We start from the raw sequence: 26,930 nt of genomic DNA, 5'->3' as shown, positions 1-26,930 counted from the left end.
CTTCCAGTGCGGCGCCGGCAAGGCAGCCGCAGGCCGCCCGCCGCAACGGGCGGCGGGGGCGGAGTTGGCATAAGGCGCGGGGCCGCGGTGCGCGGAAGCGGTCGCAGGCGTCATCCGGCCACTCAGGCGATCTTGAAGCGCGACACCGAGTTGCGCAGCTCCTCGCTCAGCAGCGTCAGCTGGCGCACCGACTGCGCGGTCTGGCGCGTGCCGGTGGTGGTCTGCTCGGTGACCTGCAGGATGCGTTCGATATGGCGCGCCACGGTGGTGGCCAGGTCGGCCTCGTGCGAGGTGGACTGCGAGATCTGCTCGATCAGCTCGGCGAGCTGGCGCGACACGCGCCCGATCTCGACCAGCGCGGCACCGGCGTTATCCGACAGCCGCGCGCCCTCGACCACGCCCTGGGTGCTGCGCTCCATCGCGTGCACCGCGTCCTGGATATCGGTCTGGATGGTGCGGATCAGCGCGCCGATCTGCTTGGTGGCCTCGCCGGAGCGTTCGGCCAGCCGCTGCACTTCTTCGGCCACCACCGAGAAGCCGCGCCCGGCCTCGCCCGCCGACGCCGCCTGGATGGCTGCGTTCAGCGCCAGCACGTTGGTCTGCTCGGTAATGTCAGAGATCAGCTCGACGATTTCACCGATCTCCTGCGACGACTCGCCCAGCCGCTTGATGCGCTTGGAGGTTTCCTGGATCTGCTCGCGGATGTCGTTCATGCCGGCAATCGCGTTCTGCACCGCCTGCTGGCCCTGTTCCGCGGCGGACAGCGAGGCGCGCGCCACGTTGGCGGACTCGGCCGCGCCGCGCGATACCTGCGTGATGCGGTCGGCCATCTCCACCACCGACTCGCCGGTCTGGCGGATCTGGCGCGACTGCTCTTCGGTGGTCGACACCAGCTGGGTCGAGGTGGCCTGCACCTGCCCCGAGGCCTGCGTCACCTCGCCCGCGGTCTGCTGCACCCGGCCGACCAGCTCGCGCAGTTCTTCCACGGTGTAGTTGACCGAATCGGCAATCGCGCCGGTGATGTCCTCGGTCACGGTGGCCTGGCGCGTCAGGTCGCCGTCGGCGATGTCCTGCAACTCGTTCATCAGCTGCAGAATGGCCTTCTGGGTGTTGTCGTTGTTGCGCTTTTCGTCAAGCCGGCGGGCCTCGGCCTCGCGCTCGCGAGCCTCGGCTTCGAGCGCGCGCATGCGCGAATCGCGCAGGTACAGCGCGGCCAGGCCGACCAGGCACAGCAGCGTCAGCGCCGCCGACACCACGGTCGCGCCCAGCGTCACCGGGCGGCTGCGCGCCGACTCCGCGTAGGCGCGCTGCAGTGCCGACAGTTCGGCGCGCAGCGCCTCGTTGTCGTTGAAGATCTGCTGCTGCGCGCGCTTGGCGGCGATCAGCCCGGGCAGGTTCTGCAGGATGGTCTGGGTGGTCTTCTGCACCGCCTCGAAGCGCTGCGACAGCTGCTGCAGGTAGCCGCGCGTCTCCTCGTCGGTGGCGGCGGACAGCCGCAGCGCCTCGCTGCCGTTGAGCAGGCCGTCCAGGGTCTCGCGGAAGGTGTTGGTGTCCTTGCCCAGCAGGAACGCCGTCTCGGGGTTGACGCCTTCGCCGGCCAGGAACTCGTTCAGGTTCTTGCCCAGGCGCTGGGTCAGCATCACCAGCTGCGCCGAGGCCGCCACCTCGCGCGCATTGGCGCCGGACTGCAGCTTGATCGCGGCCACCTGTTCGGCGGCTTCGAGCAGCTCGGGGTTGGAGGCGTTGAAGATCTGCAGGGTCTGGCCGATGGTGGTCAGCACCGGCTGCTGCGCCAGCACGTCGGCGGCGCTTTTCTCGGAACGCAGCCAGGACTGCATGGCGGCCTGCAGCAGCGGCTCGGCCGCGCCGGTGGTGGCGCGCACGCGCTTTTCGTCGCTGCCCTGCTGCAGCGCCTTCAGGTCGCCCGAGAGCGCGTCGCGGGACTGGCGCAGCTGGGTGAAGGCCTGCGCATTGCCCAGCAGCGCGACCGGCACCGCCTTGCCCAGGCGCTGCGAGTGCATCAGCATGTCGCCGGCCACCTCGATCTGCGCGGCGGCATTGTTGGCGATGCGGTTATCCAGGTACACCGAGCCCAGCAGCGCCACCAGCGACACCACCACGCCCACGGTCAGCAGCCGCTGCTGCGAGGCGAACGGCATGCGGCCCAGCCAGCGGCCGAGGTGCTCCAGCGGGGTCGCGCCCAGCCCCGCGGCGGCGGGCGGCACGGGCGCCGGTTCGGGGCCCCCGGCATAGGCCATGCCGGGCCCGTCCGCAAAGTCCGGACCTTCCGGACCACCAGCGAGGCCGATAGCGGCGTCGGCTGCCGGCGTGCGCCGGCCCAGGCTGAAATTCTTGAAACCCATGGCACCCCCTTTCGTTTTATCGTTGTCATCCCCGGCGGCTCGTGCCGGGTGCGGCAGGCCATGGCCTGCGCGCCGTCATTGTCCGTGCCTGGCGTGAGCAGCCGCGCGCGTCAGGCGGCGGCCCGGCCCGCCTGCAGGAAGGCGGGCGCGTCCAGCAGCGCGCGCACGTCCAGCACCTGCCAGTCGCGCCCATCCCGGTCGGCATAGCGCTGCCCTTCCCAGGCCGGCGCCGGATCTGCGCCGGCGGCAGCGGCGTCGCCGTGCGGCAAACCCAGGTCGGCGGCATGGCGCAGGCCGGCCACGCGCGTGGCCAGGATCGCGCAGGCGCGTTCCGCGTCGCGCGACAGCACCACGATCTTGCTGCCCGGCTGCAACGGCGTCGGCGCGCCGCCGCAGAACAGGCTGAAATCGATCACTCCCAGCAGGCTGCCGCGCGCGTTGACCAGGCCGCTGTACCAGGGTTGTGTCAGCGGCACCGGGCTGGGCTGCCGCATATCCAGCACCTCGCCGGCATCGGCCAGCGGCAGCAGCCAGTGGCGCGCGCCCACCTGCAGCGCCAGGTAGCTGTCGGCGGCCGGCAGGCTGCGCGCCTCGCGCAGGCGCCGGGCCAGCATGGCCTGGTAGTCCTGCAGGCGGGTGTGGCGGGCGCGGAGGTCTTGGCGTGGCGCGTTCATGGCGGTCCCCGGAACAGGTGGCTGTGGCTTGCCGTGCGGCCGGCGCGGGCGGCGGGCGGCGGGCGGCGGGCGGCGGGCGGGATTAGTGCGCCAGCGCGGCGATCTTGCCCAGCAGCTCTTCGCCGTCGACGGGCTTGACGATGTAGTCCGACGCGCCCTGGCGCATGCCCCAGATGCGGTCGGTGTCCAGGCCCTTGCTGGTGCACATGATCACAGGGATGTCCTTGAAGCGGTCGTCGCGCTTGATCGCGCGGGTGGCCTGGTAGCCGTTCTGGCCCGGCATCACCACGTCCATCAGGATCAGGTCGAAGGCTTCGGCCTGCAGGCGGGCGAAGGCCTGCTCGCTGTTGCTGGCCACCGCGACCTTGAAGCCGCGCTTGCCGAGCAGGTCGGACATGAACAGGGCTTCGGTCGGGGAGTCGTCGACGATCAGGATCTTGTGAATGGCGGTCATGAGGTTTTCCTTCGATTCGTACATGGCGTGCCTGCCGTTCAGGCGGGCAACGCCTCGCCCGCGGACGGGCATGGCAGGCAGGCCTGCACGGCCTGCAGCAGCGCGTCGCGGGTAAATGGCTTGGCAAGGTGGTCATGCGCGCCGACCAGGCGGCCGCGCGAGCGGTCGAACACGCCGTCGCGCGAGGACAGCATGATCACGGGGATGGCGTGGAAACGCGGACTCTTCTTGATCAGCGAACAGGTCTGGTAACCGTCCAGCCGGGGCATCAGGATGTCGCAGAAGACCAGGTCGGGGTGCAGCTCGCCCACCTTGGCCAGCGCCTCGAAGCCGTCCTCGGCCAGCATCACCTGGTACCCGGCCTGTGCCAGGAAGATTTCCGCGGTACGGCGGATGGTGCTGGAATCGTCGATGACCAGCACCTTGCGGCGCGGCGGTGGAGCGATCCCGGGCTTGGGGTCCGGATTGATGTCCGGCGCGGCACCCGGAACAGGAGCGCCAGGCGCCACACCGTGGGCGCCGGCGGTATTGACCCGCTGGTTTTCTTCTAGATGAGCGACCCGCATGTTGTTCCCGCGACCAGCGGCTCCTGGCGGAGCGCCGGCAAGCACCAGAGAACACCCGTGCGGAGCAGCGCGACCCATGCGCGCCCCGACGGACCCCCGAAATTCTTTTTATTTCCCTTCCAAGGCCGGGCTGAGCCCGGCAGCGGCGATGCGTGATCCCCGCATCTGCCCGCTGTCCTCCCCGCCGCGGGCGGAGGGACAGCCAGTCATTTTTGCAACAGAGTGTGACAAGACGCCGGGGGGCCGTCAATCCGGTGCGGCCAGCCCCCAGCGGCGTTCTGTCGCATCGGCGCGACGGGCGCGCCGGCCGTATTGTTGTTCTTCTGGATCGTGGCCGCTCAGATCGCGACCATCTCGAAATCTTCCTTGCGCGCGCCGCATTCCGGGCAGGTCCAGTTGATCGGCACGTCTTCCCAGCGGGTGCCGGGGGCGATGCCGTCTTCCGGCGCGCCTGCGGCTTCGTCGTAGATCCAGCCGCAGATCAGGCACATCCAAGTCTTGTATTCCATAACAGGCTCTGGCCACTCTCCATTAAAATCCAGCGCAGATGGTACCGAAACCGTGCCGCCGGCGCCAGCCGCGCGAGGGCCGGAATCGGGCCAGTTCCGCCGTGTTCGCACCCGTTAGCGCCTTGTTAGCGCAGGATTGACTGGCAATTGCAGCGAACTTCTGCTGTTTTTGCGGCATGTCAACGCCAGGCCCCTGGCCCGCCGAACACGATCCCTGCAGTCCTGTCCTCACCTCAACGCCATGTCCCGTAATCAGCAGCTTTTCGACCGCGCCCAGCAGACCATTCCCGGGGGCGTCAATTCGCCCGTGCGCGCCTTCCGTTCGGTAGGCGGCACGCCGCGCTTCATCACGCGCGCCGAGGGCCCGTATATGTGGGACGCGGACGGCCAGCGCTATATCGACTACATCGGCTCGTGGGGCCCGATGATCGTCGGCCACGCCCATCCGGAGGTGGTGCGCGCGGTCCAGGAAACCGCCGCGCACAGCTTCTCGTTCGGCGCCCCGACCGAGGCCGAGATCACCATGGCCGAGGAAATCTGCAAGCTGGTGCCATCGATCGAGCAGGTGCGCCTGGTCTCTTCCGGCACCGAGGCCACCATGAGCGCGCTGCGCCTGGCGCGCGGCTTCACCGGCCGCGACCTGATCATCAAGTTCGAAGGCTGCTACCACGGCCATGCCGACAGCCTGCTGGTCAAGGCCGGTTCCGGCCTGCTGACCTTTGCCGACACCACCCGCAACGCGCCGTCGTCGGCCGGCGTGCCGGCCGACGTGACGCGCCATACCATGGTGCTGGAGTACAACAACGTCGAGCAGCTGGAGCAGGCCTTTGCCAAGCATGCCGGCGAGATCGCCGCGGTGATCGTCGAGCCGGTGGCCGGCAACATGAACCTGGTGCGCGCCAGCGATGCCTTCCTGCAGGCCATGCGCGACCTGTGCACACGCGACGGCGCGGTGCTGATCTTCGACGAAGTCATGACCGGCTTCCGCGTGGCGCTGGGCGGCGCGCAGGCGCACTACGGCATCCGTCCCGACATGACCTGCCTGGGCAAGGTCATCGGCGGCGGCATGCCGGCGGCGGCGTTCGGCGGACGGCGCGACATCATGGCTAGCCTGGCACCGCTGGGCGGCGTCTACCAGGCCGGCACGCTGTCGGGCAACCCGCTGGCGGTGGCGGCGGGCCTGACCACGCTCAAGCTGATCCAGGCACCCGGCTTCTATGACCGCCTGGCCGCGCAGACGCGCAAGCTGGCCGATGGCCTGGCCGACGCGGCCCGGGCCGCTGGCGTGCCGTTCGCCGCGGATGCGGTCGGCGGCATGTTCGGGCTCTATTTCCGCGACGGCGTGCCCGGCAGCTTCGCCGAAGTCACGCAAAGCGACACCGCCCGCTTCAACCGCTTCTTCCATGCCATGCTGGACCACGGCGTCTATCTGGCGCCGTCGGCGTTCGAAGCCGGCTTCGTCTCCGCGCAGCACGACGACGCCATCCTGGATGCCACCTTCGAGGCCGCGCGCAAGGCCTTCGCGGCGGCCTGAGGCCACGCGTGCCGCCCGGCGCCAGGTTGCGCCGGCGGCGCACGCGTGACGACAAGGGCGGTGCGCTACACTTGGAGTTCGTCCAATCGCCGGAGCCTCCGATGCGCGCATCCTCGTCCCCTTCGCTGTCCACCCGCTCGCCGCTGTCCGTGTTGCGCTGGCTGGTGCTGGCGGTCATGGCCAGCCTGCTGTCGGCCTGCGGCTACAACGACTTCCAGGCCAAGGACGAGGCGGTCAAGGCGGCCTGGGGCGAAGTCATCAACCAGTACCAGCGCCGCGCCGACCTGATCCCCAACCTGGTCAACACGGTCAAGGGCTACGCCTCGCACGAGCGCGAAACGCTCGAAGCCGTGACCAGGGCGCGCGCCGCCGCCACCAGCATCCAGGTCTCGCCCGAGACCCTGAACGACCCCGAAGCCTTCAAGCGCTTCCAGCAGGCGCAGGGCGAATTGTCCGGCGCGCTGTCGCGCCTGCTGGCGGTGTCCGAGAACTACCCGCAGCTCAAGGCCGATGCCTCGTTCCGCGACCTGCAATCGCAACTGGAAGGCACCGAGAACCGCATCACCGTGGCACGCCAGCGCTATATCGCCGCCGTGCAGCAGTACAACGTGCTGGCGCGCAGCTTCCCGACCAACCTGACGGCGATGATCTTCAAGTACCCGGTCAAGCCTTCGTTTACCGTGGAAAACGAGAAGGCCATCTCCACGCCGCCCGCGGTCAAGTTCTGATCGGCATGGCAGCGATGCGCCAACTCCGGCGTTGGTTCCACCTGCACGGCTGGCTGGCCGCCGCCCTGCTGTGGCTGGCGGCCCTGCCGGGCGGCCCGGCGCTGGCGGCCGACGGCTTCGTTGCGGTGCCGCCGCTGACCCAGCGCGTCACCGACCTGACCGGCACGCTGACGCCGCAGCAGCGCGGCGCGCTGGAAAACGTGCTGGCCGAATACGAGCAGCAGCGCGGCAGCCAGATCTTCGTGCTGATGGTGCCGACCACCGATCCGGAGCCGATCGACGCCTACAGCATCCGCGTGGCCGATGCCTGGCGCGCCGGGCGCCAGGGCATCGACGATGGCGTGATCGTGCTGATCGCCAAGGACAACCCGCCCGGTCTGCGCAAGATGCGGCTGGAAGTGGGCCGGGGCGTGCAGGGCTCGCTGACCGACGCCATGTCCAAGCGCATCCTGCAGGACGTGATGGCGCCCCACTTCCGCCAGAACGACTTCTACGGCGGGCTCGCGGCCGGCATCTCGGCGATCCAGGCCACCATCGACAAGGAAGGCCTGGCGGCGCCGCAGCGCAAGGCGCAGCAAGCTTCAGCGCTTGACGAATGGCTGCCGGCGCTGCTGCCACTGGCGATCATCGTGTTCTTCTTCCTGAGCGCCATGCTGCGCCGGCGCGGGCCGCAGATCGTCACCACCCGGCGCGGCCGCGACGTGATCGCGGGCGGCCTCGGCGGCCTGGGCGGCTACACCATGGGGCAGGACTGGGGCCGGCGCAGCGGCGGCTGGGGCGGAGGCTTCGGCGGCGGCGGCGACATCGGCGGCGGCTTCGGCGGCTTTGGTGGGGGTGGCGGCGGGGGCTTCGACGGCGGCGGCGCGTCCGGCAACTGGTGACAGCACGAGGAACGACGACCATGCCGCATCTCAAACGCGCCCTGCACCATATCGCCACCACCGCCGGCACCGCGCGCAGGCACTTTCCGCCGGAAGCGCAGCAGCAACTGCACCACGCCGTGCACGCCGGCGAATCCAGCCACCGCGGCGAGATCCGCGTGGTGATCGAGGCCAGCCTGCCGGTCGGCGACGCCTGGGCCGGCGTCACGCCGCGCGAGCGCGCGCGCTTCCTGTTCGGCGCGCTCGAGGTCTGGAACACCGCGGACAAGACCGGCGTGCTGCTCTACATCAACCTGGCCGACCATGCCGTCGAACTGCTGGCCGACCGCGGCATCGACGCCAGCGTGGGGCCCGCCACTTGGCGCGAACTGTGCGATGAACTGGCGCAAGGCCTAAGGCAGGACCTGTCGGTGCGGCCGGTGCTGGTCACGGTGGCGCGCATCCATGGCCTGCTGGCCACGCACTTCCCGTCGGACGGCGGGCATAACCCGAACGAGCTGGACGATCGGCCGGTGTTTTTGTAATCCGCTAGCGCCCCGGATCAGCTTGCGGCAGCCGCCTCGCGGCGCGCGCGCCGCCCGCCGATCGCATACCACACCGCCGCCAGCACCTGCAGCGTCACCAGGGCCGCCCACGCCACCAGGTGCGCCGCCCCGGGGTAATGGCCGCCGGTCGCGGGCCACAGGTCGAGCACGAAGCCGACGCCCACCTGGCAGGCAAAGGTCGACAGGAACACGGTCAGGGTCAGCGCCGTGGTGGCGCGGCCGATCAGTGCATCGGGAAAGCTGCGCGCCAGCACCGCGTAGGTCAGGATGCCGCTGGAGCCGAACACGCCATAGGCGGCCCACAGCAGCACCGGCGGCAGCGGCACCTGTGCCATCAGCAGCAGCTGGACCACGATAAAGCCGGTCATGCCGGCGCCGGCAAAGGCATAGAGGCTCACGCCCAGGCGCTCCAGGTGGCGCGCGGCCCAGCCCGAGCCGACGCAGCCTGCCATCATGGCAAAACCGATCACCGATACCAGCCGCGCGCTGGTACCCGCGTCGTAGCCGGACACATCGCGCAGGAAGGCGCCCACCCACAGCGTCTGCACCGCCAGGAATACGCCCTGGTTGAGCAGCGTCAGCGGCACCACGCGCCAGAAGCGCTCGCTGCCCAGGATCTGGCGCGTTCCGCGCAGCTGCTCGCGCAGGCTTTCCTTGCCGACGCGGGGCTTGTCGGGCGCGCTGAACCACAGCAGCGCCGCCATCGCCAGCGACACGCCGGCCAGGCCGATGCTGACGGTGCGCCAGTCGGTCAGCGACAGCAGCCACGACAGCGGCGTGCCGACCAGCACCGCGCCCAGACCGCCGATGGCCATCACCACGCCGTTCAGCAAGGGCATGCGCGACAGCGGGAACCACATCGACAGCGCCTGGATGGCGGCGCCCAGGCACACCGACACGCCCACGCCGATCAGCAGCCGTCCGGCGGCCAGCCCGGCCATGCCGGGTGCGAGCGCGAACACCAGCGAGCCGGCCACCGCCACCAGCAGCATCGCCGCCTCGGTACGGCGCGGGCCGTAGCGGTCCAGCAGGATGCCCGCCGGCAGCTGGGCGCAGGCAAAGCCAAGGAAATAGAAGCTGGTGAGCAGGCCCAGGTCGCCGGCATTGAGCCCGAGCTCGCGCGTCAGGTGCGGCGCGAAGCCCAGGTTGACGCCGCGGAACACATAGGACACCAGGAAGCCCAGCGAAAACACCGCGAGCACGCGCCAGCGCGCGCTGGCCGCCGCACCGGCGGCCGGTTGCGGATGCGTGGGCTGCGAGGGCACGGAAGACAAGTTGGAAGTCGAAGTCGTCATGATGGCATGCATTGTCTTCCCCATCCCGGTGCAAAGCCAACGAAAGATACCTGCGGCAATTGTGAGTAAAATTTGACGGCCATGGCCAAAGCCCCCGCCAGACCCGCCCCCCGTCCCGCCCGACACCCCGTCCACCTGCCGCCGCTGCAAGCGCTGCGTGCACTGGAGGCCGCCGCGCGCCACCGCAGCTTCTCGCGCGCGGCCGAGGAGCTGGCCCTGACCCACAGCGCCATCAGCCACCATGTTCGCGCGCTGGAAACCAGCCTGGGCACCAAGCTGTTCCAGCGCAGCGGCAGCCAGATGGCGCCCACCAGCGTGGGCGCGCGGCTGGCCGAACAGGTGCGCGGCGCGCTCGACGACATCGAAAGCGCGCTGCGCGAGGCCGGCAACAGCGCCGCACCGCCGGTGATCCGGCTGCAGGTCAGCGTGATGGCCGACCTGGCCAACGCCTGGCTGATCCGGCGCCTGCCCAGCCTGCACGCCCAGGTGCCGTCGCTGGACCTGCACCTGCGGCTGCATGCGGAGATTACGCCGCCGGACCCGTACAGCGTCGATGTCGGCATCTGGCACCAACGCATCGACCTGCCCGGCTTCGAGTGCCACAACCTGATCGAAGACCATGTGATCGCGGTGGCCAGCCCGGCGCTGCTGGCGCGCTACCCGGGCTTTACGCTGGCCGACGTGCCGCGCCTGCCGATGCTGCGCTTTGCCCTGCGCCCCTGGCGCGACTGGCTGGAGGCCGCCGGCCTGCCCGGCGACGAACCGGAGCGTGGCCCGATCTTCCAGGATGCCGGCCTGATGCTGCAATCCGCCGTGGCCGGGCTGGGCGTGGCCACGGCGCGCGCTCAGCTGGCGCACGACTACCTGGCCAGCGGCGAGCTGGTGCAGATCGGCCCCACCCGGATCCCGTCGAGCCTGCATTACTGGGTGACCTGGCGCGAAGGCAACCCCCGCGAAAAGGCCATCCAGCAGTTCCATGCCTGGCTGCAGGAACAGGTGCGGCTGGAAGGCGCGCACACGCCTGCCGTGGCCGCCGGCAATGCCGGGCAGTTTCATCCGTGAAATTGTTTGGCGCGGCCAAGTTGGCAATACGAATCATTTTCGTCTAGCCCCGGAAAATCAAGGGCTTGCCGTCTGCGCAGGTCGCACTGCCGCCGGCAAATCCAGGGCGTCGGCATGCCCGGCGAGTTTCATGGATGCAACCATTCGGTTCAGCGTGCCCGCCGCCCTGAAAAACTTGCACGCCCCATCCAAACAGATGAGAAGCGGGCGAGCCGCTCAGCCGCGATTCCTCCGAAGGCTTGTCAACGCGCCCATTGTTTCCATCGCGCCGCTCCTGCCGGCGCGGGCCCGGCACCAAAAGGCTGAGGTCCGCAATGTCACCCCATGTCAGCGGAAGATGTATGCACTTCAAATCCTTGTATCGGAAATGAAACTGTTTTGAAGGGCCGTGAGGTGCAGTATCGGGGCCCTTCATGGCGGGCGTTTCAAATTTTGCACTCCCACATTCAGGTGGGCCCGGCACGGCAAAAATGCCTCCAGGTTCACTGGGGGTTGCGATTCAGTGCCCAGAACATCCCTTTGCCATCGCAAAACTTTTTGCGACGCAACACGAGGATGGCGCCGTGCGTAACAAGAGCGGAACGTTTTCGCACGCGCGGATCCTGCGCTGGGCGCTTCACAACATCACGTTCCCTTTCTTTTCAATGACTTAGCCCGTCATGGCACATTCGTCGCAGATATGTCGGCGCGAACAGAAGCCCGGAACAAAGGGGAAGTCTGAAACGAAAGCGGCAAACATACTGGCACGCGTTCGCCGAGGATCAGTTTCAGGACGACCCCGCAACCCAGGGCGGGAATTGGACTGGCGCTGTAAGCGGGGGCCACGCGGCAGGAACTGGCCCGCATCGGCACCCGCCATGACATGGGGTCGACAAGATAAAGCGGAGGTCATTCAGGCGCACGGGCCGCAAGCGCAAGCAAGCGGTCCGTGCCACCTGAATCCCGCGGCAAGCCGGCATGCCGGTGTGCCCGGACAACAACGGGGTGGAACAACAGAAATTGGGGAGCGCGCCGCGCGGCATCACCACGATGCGCCGGCGCAAGCCTTAGAGCCAACGGAGCGAGCGGCCGGCCATGCCGGCCGCCAGTTCCGCAAAAAACAAGAATCCGGGGAAATCTCATGAGCGCGTACGCCAACCGCCCGCTGCTGTATCTGTCGCAGCACCATGACGCCACGCTGTGCCGGCTGTTCGCCCAGCGCGGCTGGAAAATCAGCTTCGCGTCGAACCTGCAGGATCTGCACGCCCTGCCTCCCGGCAATCAGCCGCTGGCCGCGCTGCTGGACCTGCAAGGCGGCTTCGGCGACGCCGAACTGGAAGCCTTCGAGCCCTGGCTGGCGCAGCGGCATATCGGCTGGATCGGCATCGTCGCCGGCGAGCATGCGCTGAGCGAGAGCGCGCGCCGCTTGCTCGGGCTGTATTTCGTCGACTACCACACCGCCCCGCTCGAGCACCCGCGCCTGGCGGAGGCCCTCGGCCATGCGCTCGGCATGGCGCGGCTGCGGCCCGGCGCCCAGCATGAGGCCCCGCGCACGGCCAGGCCCGATGGCATGATCGGCAGCTGCCCTGCCATGCAGTCGCTGTTCCGCGGCATCGAGAAGGTATCGCGCTGGGACACGCCAGTGCTGATCTCGGGCGAATCCGGCACCGGCAAGGAACTCGCCGCGCAGGCCATCCACCGCGCCTCGGCGCGGGCCTCGCGCCCGTTCATCGCGGTCAACTGCGCGGCGATCCCGCCCACGCTGCTGATGTCGGAGCTGTTCGGCTACGAGCGCGGCGCCTTCACCGGCGCCACCAAGCGCAAGCCGGGCCGCATCGAGATGGCCCAGGGCGGCACCCTGTTCCTCGATGAAATCGGCGACATGCCGATCGAAAGCCAGACCAGCCTGCTGCGCTTCCTCGAGACCGGACGCATCGAGCGGCTTGGCGGCACCGAGTCGGTCGAGGTCGATGTCCGCATCATCTCCGCCACCCACGTCGACCTGGAGGCCGCGATCGCCGCCGAACGCTTCCGCGGCGACCTGTACCACCGGCTGTGCGTGCTGCGCGTGCGCCAGCCCCCGCTGCGCGAGCGCGGCAGCGACATCCTGCTGATCGCCGAACACGTGCTGGACACCGTGCGCAAGCAGTCGCCGGCGCGCATCCGTGGCTTCTCGCCGCTGGCGCTGCGCGCGATCCAGCTGCACACCTGGCCCGGCAATGTGCGCGAGCTGATCAACCGCATCCGCCACGCCGCCGCGATGTGCGAGGACGGCGTGATCCAGCCTGAAGACCTGGAACTGGCCGCGCCCGCCGACGACCGCCCGCTCACGCTGGCCGCGATCCGCGAAGCCGCCGAGCAGAACGCCATCGTCGAAGCGCTGCAGCGGCACCATGAACGGCTGATCGACGTGGCCGCCGAACTCGGGATCTCGCGGGTGACGTTGTTCCGGCTGATGCGCGACTACAAGCTGCAGGTGAAGAAGGGGGACCTGGGGTTGATCTGCGTGCAGGGCTAGCACCGACGTATCCCACTGGAGGATCGCCCCATGTCCCCTGACGCCTACCTCGAGATGGCCGACACCGAGGCCAGCCACTGGTGGTTCCGTGGCCGGCGCGAGATCGTCGCCACCATCCTCTCCGGCATGGCCTTGCCGCGCGACGCGGCTATCCTCGAGATCGGCGCAGGCACCGGCGGCAATCTGGCGATGCTGTCGCAATTCGGCAGGGTCAGCGCGGTGGAAATGGACGACACTGCGCTGCGCCTGGCACGAGAGAAGACTGGCGACGCGTGCGACCTGCGCCATGGCAAGTGCCCCGACCAGATGCCGTTCGCCGGGCGCAGCTTCGACCTGGTGTGCCTGCTCGACTGCCTCGAGCACATCGCCGACGATGCCGGCTCGCTCGACTGCGCGGCAACGCTGCTGAAGGCGGGCGGCGCGGTCTTCATCACCGTGCCCGCCTACCAGTGGCTATGGAGCGCGCACGACGTCTTCCTGCATCACCAGCGCCGCTACAGCAAGCGCTCGCTGCACGCGCTGGCCAGCCGCTGCGGGCTGCACGTGGAGCGGATGTCGTATTTCAACACGATGCTGTTCCCGCTGGCCGTCGCCGCGCGCATGGGCGACCGGCTGCGTGGCAGCTGCCACGCGACCGGCGCCGGCCTACCGGCTGCGCCGGTCAACCACGTGCTGCACCGCGTGTTTCGCGCGGAGCGCCACTGGCTCGCGCGCGGCTCGCTGCCGTTCGGCATTTCGCTGATGGCCGTGCTGCGCGCATCGTGAACGCCGGCGGCACCGCGCCCGGGCTGCGCCAATTCACGCGGTTCCTGTTTTCCGGCGCCACCTCGACCGGCGTGCATGTCGCCATCACGGCCACGCTGATCACCGCGCTCGATGCTTCGCCCGTGGCGGCCAACTGCGTCGCGTTCGTATGCGCGACGGCGTGCTCGTACCTGCTCAATACCCTGTGGAGCTTTTCTTCGCGCTTGCGCCACCGCACCCTCGGGCGCTTTGCCGGCGTCTCGCTGCTTGGCCTGGCGCTGACGGTGGGTATTTCGTGGAGCGCGCAACGGCTCGGCGCGAGCTATTGGGCCGGGCTGGCGGTTGTGGTGCTGACCGTGCCCGTATTCACCTACCTGCTGCACCGGGCCTGGACCTACCGCGACTGACTCGCGGCAGGGTGCCAGTGGCAGCGTGCTTCAGCGGCCGTTGCTGACTTGCCCGCGATCGATCCGGATCACGCGCCGTCCCGATGCCATGATCCGGCCTTGCCCCGTCTCCTGGTAGCGGCGCCGCACCAGGTAGATCGGCCGGCCCTTGGCCTCGTCGTAGATGCGCCCGACATACTCGCCCACCACGCCCAGGCCGATCAGCTGGATGCCGCCGAGAAACAGCAGCGCCGACAGCAGCGACGCATAGCCCGGAACATCGATGCCCAGCACCAGCGTACGCGCCACGATAAAGGCGCCGTAGCCGAACGCCCCCAGCGCGATCGCCACGCCGATATAGGTCCAGCTGCGCAGCGGCATGGTGCTGAAGCTGGTAATGCCCTCGAGCGCGAAGTTCCACAGGCGCCAGCCCGAGAACTTGGAATGCCCGGCGCTGCGCGCCTCGCGCTCGTACGGCACGATCACGGTGCGGTAGCCTACCCAGGCGAACAGGCCTTTCATGAAGCGGCGTCGCTCCGGCATCTGCTTGAGGGCGTTGACCACGACGCGGTCCATCAGGCGGAAGTCGCCTACATTGACCGGCAGCTTCTGGTCCGACAGCCGGTTATGGACGCGGTAGTACGCGCCCGCGGTCACGCGCTTGAGCCACGAATCGCAGGCGCGGCTGCTGCGCTGCGCCAGCACCACCTCGGCGCCTTCGCGCCAGCGCCTGACCAGCTCGGGGATCAGCGCGGGCGGGTCCTGCAGGTCGGCGTCGATGGGAATCACCGCATCGCCCAGGGCCTCGTCGAGCCCGGCGGTCAGCGCCGCCTCCTTGCCGAAGTTGCGCGTCAGGTCGACCACGCGCACGCGCGGGTCGCGGTGCGAATAAGCGATCAGCTGGTCCAGCGTATCGTCGGTACTGCCGTCGTTTACCAGCACGAGCTCGAAGCGGATCGCGTCGATGGCTTCGAGCACTGGAATGACGCTGGCGAAGAATCTGCCGATGCTTTCGGATTCGTTGTAGCAGGGCACCACCAGAGACAGCAGCCTGCTTTCGTATGGACCCGACATGATGCTCTCCCCGGACGGCGTGGCGTAGGTGGAAGCCGTCTTGCTTGCGCGGTCATGCGCATGATCTTGTTATCGGCGCGGCTGCCGGATGGCATTGCACGTCGTGCGTGCCGGTCCTGCCGTGCGCTGCTTTCGTCTGCGTCGCTGCGGAAAATGCAGCGGCGACGCATCAATGGGTTCGCTTCATTCTGGGCAGGCGAGCAGGGATATACAAGCACTACCGGGGTCTCCGGCCAAGCGCGAAAATCCGCCGTGCGCGAGCGTTTCCAGGTTGAATCACCACCTGAATCGGCCGCGCGCCCGCATGGCATCTGGATTCCAGCGGGTCTCGAGCGAAGCGTGGCCTCCCGCCGTCATCGGTCCGCGTTTCTGCCCTGAAACGCCGTGCGCCCGCCAATCCGAGCCTGGCGAAGCCCGATGCGTCATGACGAAGCCGCATCTTTTCGTGGCCAGGTCCGCCAAAGGCACGGTGTGTGGCGCGCTCCGGCTCATCCTTTCGGCGCAGCGCCGGCGGCACATCGCCATCTCGCTTCACCGGCCGTCGCCCGACAAGAAATTAAGCACGATTCGAACCGGAAACGCTGGCCCGGTCCAGCCCGACCAGGCGGGGCCGGTCCCACATGCCAGGCCGGAAAAAACTCCGGAAAAACAAGGCATTTCCGGCAATGGCGCACTCCTTGCAACCAGCAACGCGCCCGCGGGCCGCATTGGGGAAGTGCGCGCCAGACAGATGGGACCGGCCAATCATCGAAGCCTTCGCGAGACACCATGAAAACCAATACCACCTGGGTCGGGGCAACCGGCACGCAAAGCCCGCTTCAGCAGTGCGCCAAACAGCAGTGGTTCTGGCCCGCACTCTATGGGCTCAGTGTGTTCTCGCTCATCTCATTCGCCGGTGCCCGCCTGCTGGTGGACGCGGATACGTTGTGGCACATCGCCGCCGGTAAATGGATGCTTGCCAACCTGGCCGTGCCGTCCACCGATCCATTCTCGTTCTCGTTTCACGGCGCCAGATGGGTGCCGCATGAATGGCTCGCCGAAGTCATCCTTGGCGCCTCCCATGCGTGGCTCGGCTGGGCCGGGCCGGTGCTGGTCACCGCGCTGGCGACCGCCATCACGCTGACGGTGCTGTTGCGGTTCCTGCTGCGCTATATCGAACCCCTGCACGCGTTCAGCGGGACACTGCTCACCTTCCTGACGCTGGCCCAGCACCTGGTCGCCCGCCCTCACGCCATGGCCTGGCCGCTGATGGTGATCTGGACCGCGCAGCTGGTGCTGGCACGCGAGCAGGGCAAGCGGCCGAGCCTGTGGCTGCTGCTCGTCATGCTGGCGTGGGCCAACCTGCATGGCAGCTTCCTGCTTGGCATCGGGCTGGCGGCCGCGCTGGCCGCCGAAGCCGTCCTTACCGAAAAGCAGCCGGTCCGCAGCGCAAAGGCATGGGCACCCTTTCTGGCACTTACCGTGCTGACGGGCTTGCTGACACCCAACCGCCTGGATGGCCTGCTCTTTCCGTTCCACGTCTCCGGCATGAGCTATACGCTCAGCGTCATCGGCGAGTGGAAGGCACCGGATTTCCGCCTGGTCCAGCCGATCGAGCTGTGGCTTGGCTTTGTGCTGTTTGGCGCGCTCTACTTTGGCTTCCGCCTCCCGGCGATGCGGATCTTGATGTGCTTCGGGCTGGTCCACCTGACGCTGATCGCCGCGCGCTATGCCGAACTGCTGGGGCTGCTGGCCCCGCTGTTGCTGATGCCGGGCATCGGGCCCCAGCTGCGCGCGGCGATCCGGCCGGAGGTCAGGCTGCGCCTGCCGCCAACGCTGCTTCGGACCCTGACCGCGTTATGCCTGGCACTGTTCATGGCCAGCATCGTGCTGCTCGCCAAGGGTATTCAGCACGATCATCGGCGCATCCAGCCCCGCGAGGCCGTCAGCGCGGCCCTGGCGGCAGGTGGCGGCGGGCCGGTCTTCAACAGCTACAACTTCGGCGGCTACCTCATCTTCTCTGGCATTCCCCCGCTCATCGACGGTCGCGCCGACCTCTACGGCGACGATTTCGTGCGCAGGTATATGAAGGCCTATTCCGGCGATGCCAAGGTGCTGCAGGCCATGTTCGAGGAATACCAGATTCGCTGGGCAGTCCTGGAACCCAGCAGCCCTGCATCGAAGTGGGTCGATGATTTGCCGGGCTGGCGAAAGGTGCATCAGGATGATGTTGCCATCGCCTATGTCCGCGAACGATAGCGCCCTCGGCAGCACGCTCGTGCGCGTATCCGGCTAGCGGGATACGCAGGCCTCCTGGTGCGGCACGGCGCGGCCCGTCATGGCCGGGGCGAGTGGCGCCATGCCTCGCCGCCCGCGACAGCCAGCGCTGCCTGCAACCGCCGCGCTTATAACCAGGTCTCGCGCAGTCGGCGGGGCTACGTGCGCCGCCGTCTCCATTCTGCAGTCCCTGTAGCCATGCAGCGCGCCAGCTGCGATCGGCTACATCCTCTTCAGCCCCCCGGCTTGCGTCCTCGCGAACAACCTCGCGACGGCTGCCCACGAACCCGCTCCATCGGCATGCGGCAGCTGCTGCGAAAGCGCGCAGGCTGCTGCATGAAGGCAAGCCTTGCCGCACCTGCGTTCTCCGCTGGATTCGATTGCGGCCGCCTGCGCGCAGGCCGGGGCTTGCCGCGCGCAAGCGCCGTCCCGCGCCCCATGTTTCCAAGCTGAATCACGCCACCGCCCAAGGCTGCAAGCCTTATCGCACAAGGGCTTTGAGCATACGTCCGGGAATTCCGCCGACCGTCTCACACCTCGGCTCCGGTGCACAACGTTTCGATCCGGAAACGTAGTCCTCTGCAAGAGATGCCCTCATCCGTCAGTCTGGCCGGCAGCGGCACATGGGGCCGGGGCAGGCAGGAAGACTACGGCTTGTGATGCATGCCGCCCCTCGGTGCGATCGCCCTCTCATGCTTTTGGATGACGTTGCTGAACCGCTCGCATCAGCCCGTCGCACGTGGGCACGTTGCGCGATCTAGTGCATTCGTAGCGGGCCCTCGAATGGCTTGCCAGCGCCGCGTTTCCACCCAGCAACGAAGGCCCGCCGGAATGCCACCCGCAGCCTTGCCAGGCCCGCGGCGATCGCACCGCGCTACCCGCAAACCCTTGTGGCACAACGGTTTGCGCTGGCCTGGCCCGCCGTTTGCCTATGCCAGGCATCCGGCAGCGCAGTCCTGGTTGCCGCGATGGCGGCGCAACGATCGCCGCCATCGAAACCAAAAACGATACGGGGAACCTCACCATGCCAGTCGTGCGCCAATCTGCGATGTCACACCGGAATACCGGCCACGCTGCTGCCGCCAGGGGCGCTGGCAGCGCGCCATTCCGTTGCATGGCTCGCTCGGGCCATGTCCAGCATGCCGCGCGTTGCATGCATGCGTCGGCGCTACGCCGGCTGCAATCACGCAACCCGCGCACCGAGCACGGCGGTCCCGGCCGGTGGCCGTTTCATGCCTGCGCAATCTGCGCCCCGCCCTGCTGCCGGGTTTCCAGGCGCTGATATCCGGTGCCATCCAGAGCCCTTTTCGCAGTTCCGTAGTCCTGCAGTGCTTGTTCCCAACCAAAGGAGTTTGTCATGCAAAACCTGACCACCATGTTCAAGCAATTCATCCGTGACGAAGACGGCGTGACCGCCATTGAATACGGCCTGATTGCAGCGCTCATCGCCGTCGTGATCATCGTTTCGGTTCGCCTGATCGGCACGAACCTGAACATCATCTTCGACTTCATCGGCGACACCCTCACCAACGCCTTGCCCGCCTGATAGCTGGCGAGCCCGCATGGCTGTCCGGTTCCGGGCGGCCATGCGGCACACACTTTCAACTAGCAAGCAACACTGACCGGAGACGCCAAATGTCGAAGCTCATCGCCAGCTCAACCGGCTTCCTGCGCGACGACCGCGGTGTCACGTCCATCGAATACGCATTGCTGGGCAGCCTGATCGCCATGGCAATCGTCGGCTCCGTGTCCGCGCTCGGCGAAACCGTGCAAGGCATGTACGAACAGATTGCCGCCAGGATGCCCTGAGGCATCCGTATCCGAACAGCCCATACCTGAACCCAACCTAGCTGCCAGCGCCGTCACCATGCAAGCCGCCACCGCCCTCGCGCCCTTCATCGGCCCCGTCACCATCGGCATCGTGCTCGCCGCCGCGGCCATCGACCTGAACCGTAGGCGCATTCCCAACTGGCTGACCTTCGGCGCGTGGATTGCCGCGCTGCCGGTGATGGCAGCCATGCACGGCCTGGCTGCCGGCGCGCTGGCGTGGCTGTCGGGCTGGATGGTGGGCCTGGTGCTGTTCCTGCCCTTCTACCTGCTGCGCGGCATGGCCGCCGGCGACGTCAAGCTGATGGCTGCCGTGGGCGCCTGGCTGGGCGCCGGCATGGCCCTGAAGATCGCGCTGGCCACCTTCGTGATCGGCGGGCTTTGGGCACTGATCCAGGTGTTTGCGACCGGACAGGGGCGCACCACCCTCGCCCGCGTGGGACACATGCTGAAAGCCTCCGTGGCGCATGGCTCGCAGTCCGTGCCACCCCAGGCCGCAGGGTCCGCTGGCTCCATGCCCTACGGCGCAGCGATTGCCGCGGGAACGCTGACCATGCTCTTTGCAGGCACCTGACGCAAGCAAGACTGCGCACCGCCGGCAGCGCCAGCCTTCGGCAATGAGAACGAACTGAACAGGGAACGGGGGACGCAATGAACGAGCATCACGACACAGGTCACGCACCACGGCTGCTCGAGCCCGTGGCGACCGGCAGGAATGTCCATGCCGAGCCTGCCACGCCCGGGCTGCCGCCGTGGCACGTGCTGCCGCGCACGATTGCCGATACCGGGCTGGAGGTCACGCAGTTGCTCGGGCTGCTGATGAAGGCCGCCTACCAGCACCGCACCGTCACGCTCGCGGTACTGACCGACACCCTCAAGCTGCCGGCCCTGGTGGTCAATGAAGTCGCAGCCGTCGCCGTGCGCGAGCGCCTGCTGGAGATCGCGCACCGCGGCGCCAGCGACCTCGATGTGCGCTTCCGCCTGACCGATGCCGGTTATGTCCGCGCCGGCGAAGCCGGGGCGCGCTGCAGCTATGTCGGCACGGCGCCGGTCACGCTGGACGCATACATCGACGCAGTCAAGCACCACTCGGTCAGCCACGCCAGCGTGACCAAGGCGGATGTTACCGCGGCCTTCCATGACCTTGTGATCCCGGTCCATCTGCTGGATTCGATCGGTATGGCGCTGAACACCTGCCGTGCGCTGATGATCTACGGCCCGGCAGGCAGCGGCAAGACCTACCTGGCACAACGGCTGGGCTCGCTGCTGCCCGGCGCGGTACCGGTGCCACACGCCATCACCGTGGGCGGCGAGATCATCCAGGTATTCGACCCGCTGGTCCACGTGCCCTGCAACGACGGCGAAGCGTCGCTGGCGCACCGTTCGCTGGACCGGCGCTGGACGCTGTGCCACCGCCCGGTGGTGCTGTCCGGTGGCGAGCTGACGCTGTCCACGCTGGACCTGCGCTATGACCGCACCTCGGGCTTCTACCAGGCGCCCCCCCACATGAAGGCCAACAACGGCATCTACATCGTCGATGACCTGGGCCGGCAACTGGTGGGGGTCGCCGAGCTGCTCAACCGGTGGATCGTGCCGCTGGACCGCTCCGTGGACATGTTCACGCTGCACACCGGCGTGCGCTTCTCGGTGCCGTTCGACGTCTGGCCGGTGTTCTCGACCAATCTCGAACCGGCGGCGCTGGGCGACGATGCCTTCCTGCGCCGGCTGGGCAGCAAGCTCTTTGTGGGACCGCTGTCGGTGGACGACTACCGTGAGGTGTATCACCGCACCGCCGCCGACTTCGGGCTGACCAGCACCGACGCCGTGTTCGATTTCCTGGTGGACAGCCTGCACTACGCCAGCGATACGCCGCTGCTGGCCTGCATTCCGCGGGACCTGCTGCGCCTGGTGGATTCCGGCGTGCGCTACCACGGCCACGCCACGTACGTGACCGAGGCAGGCCTGCTGTCCGCGTGGCAGACCTATTACGGACTGCGCACGGCGGCGGAACCGATGCCGCACCGCGCCGCCACCCACCGATGGGCGGACGATCACCGCGCCGCCAGCTGAACTGCACTACCGAAGTTTCGGGACAACTGTAGGGGAGAGTCATCATGAAGAACACACGTGCAATCCTGATGCTGCTGGTTGCCCTCGTCGCCGGCGTGGCGGCGGTGGTGTCGGCGTCGCGATGGCTGGTCCAGCAGTCGTCCGGCTCGGTCAAGCAAGTGGTGGTCGCGGCCAACGACCTCAATCTGGGCCAGCCGCTCAACGGCGGCCAGCTGCGCATGGTCAGCTGGCCGACTGGCAGCGTGCCGCCCGGCGCATTTACTGACCTGAAGGCGCTGGAAGGCCGCGTGGTCCGCACCAGCCTGCAGCGCGGCGAGCCCATTCTCGACGCCAAGCTGGCACCGGTCGGAACCAAGGGTGGCCTGTCGGCGGTGATCAACGACGGCAAGCGTGCCATCACGGTTCGCGTCAACGATGTGGTGGGGGTGGCCGGCTTCGCACTGCCGGGCAACTACGTCGACGTGATCGTCAACACCAACGAAGAAGCGAAGACTAACCAGAACAGCAGCATCTCGAAGATCGTGCTCGAGAAGATCCTGGTGCTGGCGGTCGCGCAACAGGTTAGCCGCGACGAAACCCAGCCCAAGGTGGTCAACGCCGTGACGCTCGAAGTCACGCCCGACCAGGCCGAGAAGCTCGACGTCGCACGCAGCGTGGGCACGCTCTCGCTGGTGCTGCGCAACCAGATGGACGTGGCCGACATCAACACCGGCGGCGCCACCAAGGGCACGCTGCTGGGCAAGGCACCGGAGGCGCCGCCCAAGGTCGTGACCAAGACCGAGACCCGCACCGTGGTCAAGACGCGCACGGTGGCGACAGCCCCGGCACGCGGCAACTGCATCGGCGTGCTGTCGGGTATGCACGGCGGCATCGAGTGCTTCTGAGCACCGGCACCACAGCATCCAACGAATCCTGAGCTGCAACACAGCCTCTCCGGGGGGAGATTCAAAATGAACCAGAAACGATCCGAAGCCGCAGGCGGCACCCGCATCCTGGTGCTGGCCGCCTTCCTCTGCACGCCCATGGCCGCCGCGGCGCAGGCCGCCGTCGAGGCAGGCAACGTGACCCGGGCCACCGCACCGGCCGCCGCCAAGGCACCGCAGGGCCCGATGCAGATGACCATCAGCATGACGCCCGGTGCCGCCGCGCCAGCCGCGCAGGCCCCGGCAGCGACTTCCGCGGAGGCGCGCGGCCCCAACTGCACCGGCGCCATCCGCAGTGAATCGAGCGTGATCGTGGCGGTCGGCAAGTCGCAGCTGATCACGCTGCAGGAGCCGGTACGCAACCGCACCTTGGGCAACCCGGGCGTGGTGCAGGCCACCATGGTGTCGCCGCAGACGCTCTATGTGCTGGGCCGCACGGTGGGAACCACCAACATGATCGTGCAGGGCCGCAGCGGCAGCTGCAGCATCATCAACGTGGTGGTCAACGCCGACGCCGGCGGGCTGCAAACCTCGCTCGGCCAGCTGCTGCCCGGCGAGCCCGGCATCCGCGTCACCACGGCCGCCGACAACCTGGTGCTGACCGGCAGTGTCACCAACGCGCAGGCCGCACAGCAGGCGATGGAAATTGCCCAGGCTTACGCCAACGCTGCGCACAATGGCGACGGCAACGCCAGCGGCGGCAACAAGAAGGGCAACGTGCTGAACATGCTGTCGGTCGATACCCCGCAGCAGGTGATGCTGGAAGTGAAGGTGGCCGAGGTGTCCAAGACGCTGCTGAACCAGCTCGGTTCCTCGGTGAACCTGCAGGGCGGCTTCGGCTCCTGGAGCGGCGGCCTGGTGACGTCGCTGCTGACCGGCGCGTCTACCGCCATCTTCGGCAGCAAGGCCAACAACCGCCCCTTCGAGTTCGCGATCGACGCGCAGAAGAACGACAGCCTGGTCAAGATCCTGGCCGAGCCGAACCTGGTCACCATCAGCGGCCAGGAAGCCAGCTTCCTGGCAGGCGGAAAGATCTATATCCCGGTGGCACAGACCAACGTGCTCAACGGCGCCGGCACCGTTACGCTGCAGGAAGAAGAGTTCGGCGTAGGCCTGAAGTTCACGCCCACGGTGCTCGCCAACGGCCGCATCCACCTGAAGGTGGCCCCGGAAGTGTCCGAGCTGTCCCCGACAGGCGCCACCATCCGCGGCGGCACGCTGTCGGGCCAGACCATCTTGCCGGTGATCACCACCCGCCGCGCCTCTACCACGGTGCAGATGCGCGATGGCGAGAGCTTCGCCATCGGCGGCCTGCTGACCGACAGCGCGCGCGGCTCTCTCAAGGCGCTGCCGGGCGCCGGCGAAGTACCGGTGCTGGGCACGCTGTTCCGCAGCACGCAATACCAGCAGGACCTGTCCGAGCTGGTGTTCATCATCACGCCGCGCCTGGTCAAGCCGATGCAGACCAGCAACTATCCGCTGCCGACCGACAGTTTCTCCACGCCCAACCCGCTGTCGCTGTACTTCATGGGCAATATGGAAGGCGACGGCAAGCGTCCGACCCAGCCGGCCCCGGCGCCGTCGCAGCCCGCCGCGCCGGCCGCGGTGCCCGCCGCACCGCCGGCGGCACCGCGCAGCGAAGGCGCGCCTGCCACCGCGGTCTCGGCCGTGCCGACCCGCAGGCCGCTGGACGAGCCGGCGCCGGCCGCGTCGCCAGCCGCAGCGGCAGCCAGCCCGCGTCCGTCCCTGCCCGCGCCCGCTGCCCCCGCGCGCAGCAGCGCGGTGGCGCCGGCACCCGCCGAGGACACTGCCGCGCGCATTGCCCGCATCGAGGCTACCGCGGCCCGGCTGGCGCAGGCCAGGGCCGCGTCCAGCGCCGGCCGCACCGCATCGGGCGGCAACTGACCCGCCGCGCCAACCGCAGAACCGGAGAACGACCATGAACAAGACCCTGAAGCTTACGCGCGGCGCCACCGTGGTGGTGCTGGGCGGCCTCGCCTGCCTGGGCCTGTCAGGCTGCATGACGACTACGCCCGTATGGGACGGCCAGCGCGGCGTGGCGCTGGCCACTGTCACGCAGATGCAGATCATCAATCCCGACGCCCCGGCCGGCCTGCCGACCGTCACCGGCACCGACGGCAAGACCGCGGTGGCGGCGATGAAAAACTTCGACCGTTCGCTGTCGAAGGGCCAGCAAGGCGGGTCGCCATCGATGACCATCGATTTCGGCGCCGGCGGCTATGGCGGCGTTGGCATGGGCGGCGGCGGTGGCCGCTGAGCACCGGAACCAGGGGGAGGCGATCATGTCTACATCGCGCTTCGCACGACCCACGCTGACGCGGCGCAGGCGCCAGCGTGGCGCAGTGGCCATCATCGTCGGGTTGTCGCTGGCCGTGCTGATGGGCTTTGTCGGGCTGGCGCTCGACCTGGGCAAGCTCTATGTCACCAAGAGCGAACTGCAGAACAGCGTCGATGCCTGCGCGCTGGCGGCCGCGCGCGATGTCACGGGCGCCACGCCGCTGCTGGTGTCCGAGGCCGCCGGCCTCACCACGGGCACCAGCAACGCCGCCCTGTTCCAGGGCAAGGCCGTGGAGATGTTCGAGGACCTCAACGTCACCTACAGCGATACGCCTGACAACAACTTTTACCCCAAGAGCGAGGTTCCCTACGCGCTCGACAAGATCAAATACGTGAGATGCACGGCCGAGCGCACCGGCATCACCCACTGGTTCATCCAGGTCCTCAATGCGCTGCCAGGGATGAATATCCAGCCCAGCACCGTCAATGCCATGGCGGTCGCCACCACCACCAGCGCGCAGACCGCCTGTGCCATTCCGGTCTATATCTGCACGCCGCAAACGGCGAATCCGGTGAGAACCGCCTACAACCGGGGCGACTGGATCAAGTCCAAGGACGAGAAGGACCCCTACGGTCCCGGCAGCTTTGGCTGGGCTGACCTTACGCCTCCCGGCGGCGGCGCTTCCGAGCTGGCGGACCTGCTGGCCGGCTCCGGACAGTGCGACCTGTCGGTCGTGGGTGCCAAGGTCGGCCAGCCAGGCAGCATCTCGTCGCTGATCCCGGCGTGGAATACCCGCTTCGGCATCTATAGCGGCTCCTACAAGGGGCCCGAGGATGGCACGCCGGACTTCGCCGGTTATGCCTACAGCGTCACGACATGGAATCCGCCGAACGGCGGCAACGCCTACCCGGACTTCATCCAGAAGCGGGCCGCCAACCAGCCGTACCAGACCGACGCGAACAGTGGATTGTCGACCAAGGGCAAGCCGTCGACCACGGCGGTCCACCAGGCCGGCGCCGACCGCAGGCTGGTACAGGTACCGGTGGTGAACTGCAATGACCTGGCATCCACCAAGCAAGCGACGGTGGACTCCTGGGCCTGCATGCTGTTGGTGCAGCCGATGCAGGATCCGAGCGTAAAGGATGTGACCTACATCGAGTACCTCGGCGATTCGAAGGACCCCACCAGCCCGTGCGCGACCCAGGGCGTGCCCGGATCCAGTACGGGCAACGGTCCTCGCGTGCCGGTACTGGTGCAATAGGAGCCGATCATGAAGCGATGCAGGCAACGCAGGTGCAATCGCCGCGGCGCGGTCGCCGTGGAGTTCGCGCTGGTCCTGGTGCCCTTGCTGATGCTGGTGACCGGGGTCGCGGAGTTCGGGCGCGCCATCTACCAGTACAACGCCCTGGCCAAGGCCACGCGCGACGCGGCGCGCTTCCTGTCGCAGTACGCGCCGAGCGAGCCGAACTACCCGGTGGACCAGGCCAAGTGCATCGCCGTCTACGGCAAAACTACCTGCGACGGCACGGTGCTGGTGAAAGGCCTCAGCACATCGATGGTGGTGGTGTGCGACCGCGTCGATTCGAGCGGTTGCGCCGGCAAGCAATTTGCCAACGTCGCCATCTACGAAGGCGGCGGCAGTTCCGGCACGCCAGCGGGGACCATCAACCTGGTGGCAGTGAAGATCTCGGGCTTTACCTACTCACCCATGCAGAGCTACCTCAATGTTGGGGCCCTGGCGTTCTCCGACATCACAACGGTAATGAGGCAGGTGCTATGACCCCGATCCGTGCCCAGCGCCTGCGTTCGCGCCAGACCGGCGCAGCCGCCATCGAGTTCGCCCTGGTCGCCAGCATCTTCTTCATGCTGCTGATCGGCATTGCCGAGTTTTCGCGCGTGCTGTTCTACTGGAACACCGCCGGCGAAGCCACCCGGCTGGGTGCCCGCATCGCGGTGGTGTGCGACGTCACCGACACCGCCATCAAGGAGCGGATGACGCATCTGATGCCCCTGCTGAAGGCCAGCAATATCCAGGTAGCGTTCGAGCCCAGCGGTTGCGACGCCGACGACGACTCGGCGCGCAGCACCTGCCGCTCGGTCACCGTCAGCGTGGCCGACGTCACGGTCAAGACCTTTATTCCGGTGGTGCCGATCACGGTGTCGCTGCCTCCGTTCTCGACCACGCTGCCACGGGAGAGCCTCGACTCCTCCACCGGCGGCAAGATCTGCAACTAGCGCGCATG

The 26,930-nt window shown here is 68.0% G+C and carries 27 protein-coding genes; 20 read left to right on the top strand and 7 right to left on the bottom strand.

Features of this window, described 5'->3' with window-relative positions; genetic code table 11:
* Positions 1–122: 122 nt before the first annotated feature.
* The 5 genes from ACEI37_RS14430 to ACEI37_RS14410 all read right to left on the bottom strand — a co-directional run bounded on the left by ACEI37_RS14430 (position 123) and on the right by ACEI37_RS14410 (position 4,566).
* The gene (locus ACEI37_RS14430; protein WP_373379468.1) at positions 123–2,363 is read right to left on the bottom strand and encodes a methyl-accepting chemotaxis protein; all 2,241 of its coding nucleotides are present in this window, start codon (positions 2,361–2,363) and stop codon (positions 123–125) included.
* A gap of 110 nt (positions 2,364–2,473) precedes the next feature.
* A complete protein-coding gene (locus tag ACEI37_RS14425; protein WP_373379467.1) occupies positions 2,474–3,037 on the bottom strand; it encodes a chemotaxis protein CheW in 564 nt (187 codons plus the stop codon).
* A gap of 82 nt (positions 3,038–3,119) precedes the next feature.
* Positions 3,120–3,491 (bottom strand): PleD family two-component system response regulator, encoded by a 372-nt coding sequence (locus ACEI37_RS14420; RefSeq protein WP_012352035.1) that lies wholly within the window; start codon positions 3,489–3,491, stop codon positions 3,120–3,122.
* A gap of 38 nt (positions 3,492–3,529) precedes the next feature.
* Positions 3,530–4,057 (bottom strand): response regulator, encoded by a 528-nt coding sequence (locus ACEI37_RS14415; protein WP_373379466.1) that lies wholly within the window; start codon positions 4,055–4,057, stop codon positions 3,530–3,532.
* Between the two features lie 338 nt (positions 4,058–4,395).
* The gene (locus tag ACEI37_RS14410; protein WP_010813017.1) at positions 4,396–4,566 is read right to left on the bottom strand and encodes a rubredoxin; all 171 of its coding nucleotides are present in this window, start codon (positions 4,564–4,566) and stop codon (positions 4,396–4,398) included.
* A gap of 241 nt (positions 4,567–4,807) precedes the next feature.
* On the opposite strand from ACEI37_RS14410, the gene hemL reads away from it, so the two are divergent.
* The 4 genes from hemL (at position 4,808) to ACEI37_RS14390 (ending at position 8,233) form a co-directional block, all read left to right on the top strand.
* Complete coding sequence (hemL, locus tag ACEI37_RS14405; protein WP_373379465.1) at positions 4,808–6,100, top strand: glutamate-1-semialdehyde 2,1-aminomutase; 1,293 nt, start codon at positions 4,808–4,810, stop codon at positions 6,098–6,100.
* Between the two features lie 101 nt (positions 6,101–6,201).
* Positions 6,202–6,828, top strand: coding sequence for a LemA family protein (locus ACEI37_RS14400; protein ID WP_116378276.1), 627 nt, complete (start codon positions 6,202–6,204; stop codon positions 6,826–6,828).
* 5 nt (positions 6,829–6,833) lie between these two features.
* The gene (locus tag ACEI37_RS14395) at positions 6,834–7,709 is read left to right on the top strand and encodes a YgcG family protein (protein ID WP_373379463.1); all 876 of its coding nucleotides are present in this window, start codon (positions 6,834–6,836) and stop codon (positions 7,707–7,709) included.
* Positions 7,710–7,729: 20 nt separating this feature from the next.
* Positions 7,730–8,233, top strand: coding sequence for a TPM domain-containing protein (locus ACEI37_RS14390; RefSeq protein WP_062797253.1), 504 nt, complete (start codon positions 7,730–7,732; stop codon positions 8,231–8,233).
* Between the two features lie 17 nt (positions 8,234–8,250).
* Here the strand turns inward: ACEI37_RS14390 and ACEI37_RS14385 are convergent, their stop codons facing one another.
* Complete coding sequence (locus tag ACEI37_RS14385; RefSeq protein ID WP_373379462.1) at positions 8,251–9,549, bottom strand: nitrate/nitrite transporter; 1,299 nt, start codon at positions 9,547–9,549, stop codon at positions 8,251–8,253.
* 81 nt (positions 9,550–9,630) lie between these two features.
* Here ACEI37_RS14385 and ACEI37_RS14380 point away from each other — a divergent pair, with 81 nt between their 5' ends.
* From ACEI37_RS14380 to ACEI37_RS14365, 4 genes are all read left to right on the top strand, one after another.
* Entirely contained in the window at positions 9,631–10,611 is a 981-nt protein-coding gene (locus ACEI37_RS14380) for a LysR substrate-binding domain-containing protein (protein ID WP_373379461.1), read from the top strand.
* A gap of 1,120 nt (positions 10,612–11,731) precedes the next feature.
* Positions 11,732–13,108: a sigma 54-interacting transcriptional regulator gene (locus ACEI37_RS14375; RefSeq protein ID WP_373379460.1), complete on the top strand. Its 1,377-nt coding sequence runs from the start codon at positions 11,732–11,734 to the stop codon at positions 13,106–13,108.
* A gap of 30 nt (positions 13,109–13,138) precedes the next feature.
* The gene (locus ACEI37_RS14370; RefSeq protein ID WP_373379459.1) at positions 13,139–13,873 is read left to right on the top strand and encodes a class I SAM-dependent methyltransferase; all 735 of its coding nucleotides are present in this window, start codon (positions 13,139–13,141) and stop codon (positions 13,871–13,873) included.
* On the top strand, positions 13,870–14,259 hold the full coding sequence (locus tag ACEI37_RS14365; RefSeq protein ID WP_373379458.1) for a GtrA family protein: 390 nt from the start codon (positions 13,870–13,872) through the stop codon (positions 14,257–14,259). The genes ACEI37_RS14370 and ACEI37_RS14365 overlap by 4 nt, the downstream gene beginning before the upstream one ends.
* A 30-nt stretch (positions 14,260–14,289) precedes the next feature.
* On the opposite strand, the gene ACEI37_RS14360 is transcribed toward ACEI37_RS14365, so the two are convergent.
* Positions 14,290–15,312 carry a glycosyltransferase family 2 protein gene (locus ACEI37_RS14360; RefSeq protein WP_373379457.1) on the bottom strand — a complete coding sequence of 341 codons (1,023 nt, stop codon included), beginning with the start codon at positions 15,310–15,312 and terminating at the stop codon, positions 14,290–14,292.
* Between the two features lie 424 nt (positions 15,313–15,736).
* On the opposite strand from ACEI37_RS14360, the gene ACEI37_RS14355 reads away from it, so the two are divergent.
* The 12 genes from ACEI37_RS14355 (at position 15,737) to ACEI37_RS14300 (ending at position 26,922) form a co-directional block, all read left to right on the top strand.
* On the top strand, positions 15,737–16,084 hold the full coding sequence (locus tag ACEI37_RS14355; RefSeq protein WP_373379456.1) for a hypothetical protein: 348 nt from the start codon (positions 15,737–15,739) through the stop codon (positions 16,082–16,084).
* A complete protein-coding gene (locus ACEI37_RS14350) occupies positions 16,081–17,550 on the top strand; it encodes a hypothetical protein (protein WP_373379454.1) in 1,470 nt (489 codons plus the stop codon). The genes ACEI37_RS14355 and ACEI37_RS14350 overlap by 4 nt, the downstream gene beginning before the upstream one ends.
* Positions 17,551–18,925: 1,375 nt before the next feature.
* Positions 18,926–19,114 carry a Flp family type IVb pilin gene (locus ACEI37_RS14345; RefSeq protein ID WP_111518802.1) on the top strand — a complete coding sequence of 63 codons (189 nt, stop codon included), beginning with the start codon at positions 18,926–18,928 and terminating at the stop codon, positions 19,112–19,114.
* 89 nt (positions 19,115–19,203) lie between these two features.
* The gene (locus ACEI37_RS14340; RefSeq protein ID WP_373379453.1) at positions 19,204–19,377 is read left to right on the top strand and encodes a Flp family type IVb pilin; all 174 of its coding nucleotides are present in this window, start codon (positions 19,204–19,206) and stop codon (positions 19,375–19,377) included.
* 58 nt (positions 19,378–19,435) lie between these two features.
* Entirely contained in the window at positions 19,436–19,969 is a 534-nt protein-coding gene (locus tag ACEI37_RS14335; protein WP_373379452.1) for a prepilin peptidase, read from the top strand.
* A gap of 77 nt (positions 19,970–20,046) precedes the next feature.
* The gene (locus tag ACEI37_RS14330) at positions 20,047–21,465 is read left to right on the top strand and encodes an ATP-binding protein (RefSeq protein ID WP_373379451.1); all 1,419 of its coding nucleotides are present in this window, start codon (positions 20,047–20,049) and stop codon (positions 21,463–21,465) included.
* Positions 21,466–21,509: 44 nt separating this feature from the next.
* Complete coding sequence (gene cpaB / locus ACEI37_RS14325; RefSeq protein WP_373379450.1) at positions 21,510–22,349, top strand: Flp pilus assembly protein CpaB; 840 nt, start codon at positions 21,510–21,512, stop codon at positions 22,347–22,349.
* 66 nt (positions 22,350–22,415) lie between these two features.
* Positions 22,416–24,293, top strand: a complete 1,878-nt coding sequence (locus ACEI37_RS14320) for a type II and III secretion system protein family protein (RefSeq protein WP_373379449.1) — start codon at positions 22,416–22,418, stop codon at positions 24,291–24,293.
* 34 nt (positions 24,294–24,327) lie between these two features.
* Complete coding sequence (locus ACEI37_RS14315) at positions 24,328–24,666, top strand: hypothetical protein (protein WP_373379448.1); 339 nt, start codon at positions 24,328–24,330, stop codon at positions 24,664–24,666.
* Between the two features lie 25 nt (positions 24,667–24,691).
* Positions 24,692–25,948, top strand: a complete 1,257-nt coding sequence (locus ACEI37_RS14310) for a pilus assembly protein TadG-related protein (protein ID WP_373379447.1) — start codon at positions 24,692–24,694, stop codon at positions 25,946–25,948.
* Between the two features lie 9 nt (positions 25,949–25,957).
* Positions 25,958–26,467 (top strand): TadE/TadG family type IV pilus assembly protein, encoded by a 510-nt coding sequence (locus ACEI37_RS14305; RefSeq protein ID WP_373379446.1) that lies wholly within the window; start codon positions 25,958–25,960, stop codon positions 26,465–26,467.
* A complete protein-coding gene (locus tag ACEI37_RS14300) occupies positions 26,464–26,922 on the top strand; it encodes a TadE/TadG family type IV pilus assembly protein (RefSeq protein WP_373379445.1) in 459 nt (152 codons plus the stop codon). Before ACEI37_RS14305 ends, ACEI37_RS14300 begins: the two co-directional genes overlap by 4 nt.
* Positions 26,923–26,930: the final 8 nt, after the last annotated feature.

This window comes from Cupriavidus nantongensis, from assembly GCF_041726985.1.
Lineage (GTDB): Bacteria > Pseudomonadota > Gammaproteobacteria > Burkholderiales > Burkholderiaceae > Cupriavidus > Cupriavidus nantongensis_A.
This window is presented reverse-complemented; position numbering and strand designations above follow the sequence as displayed.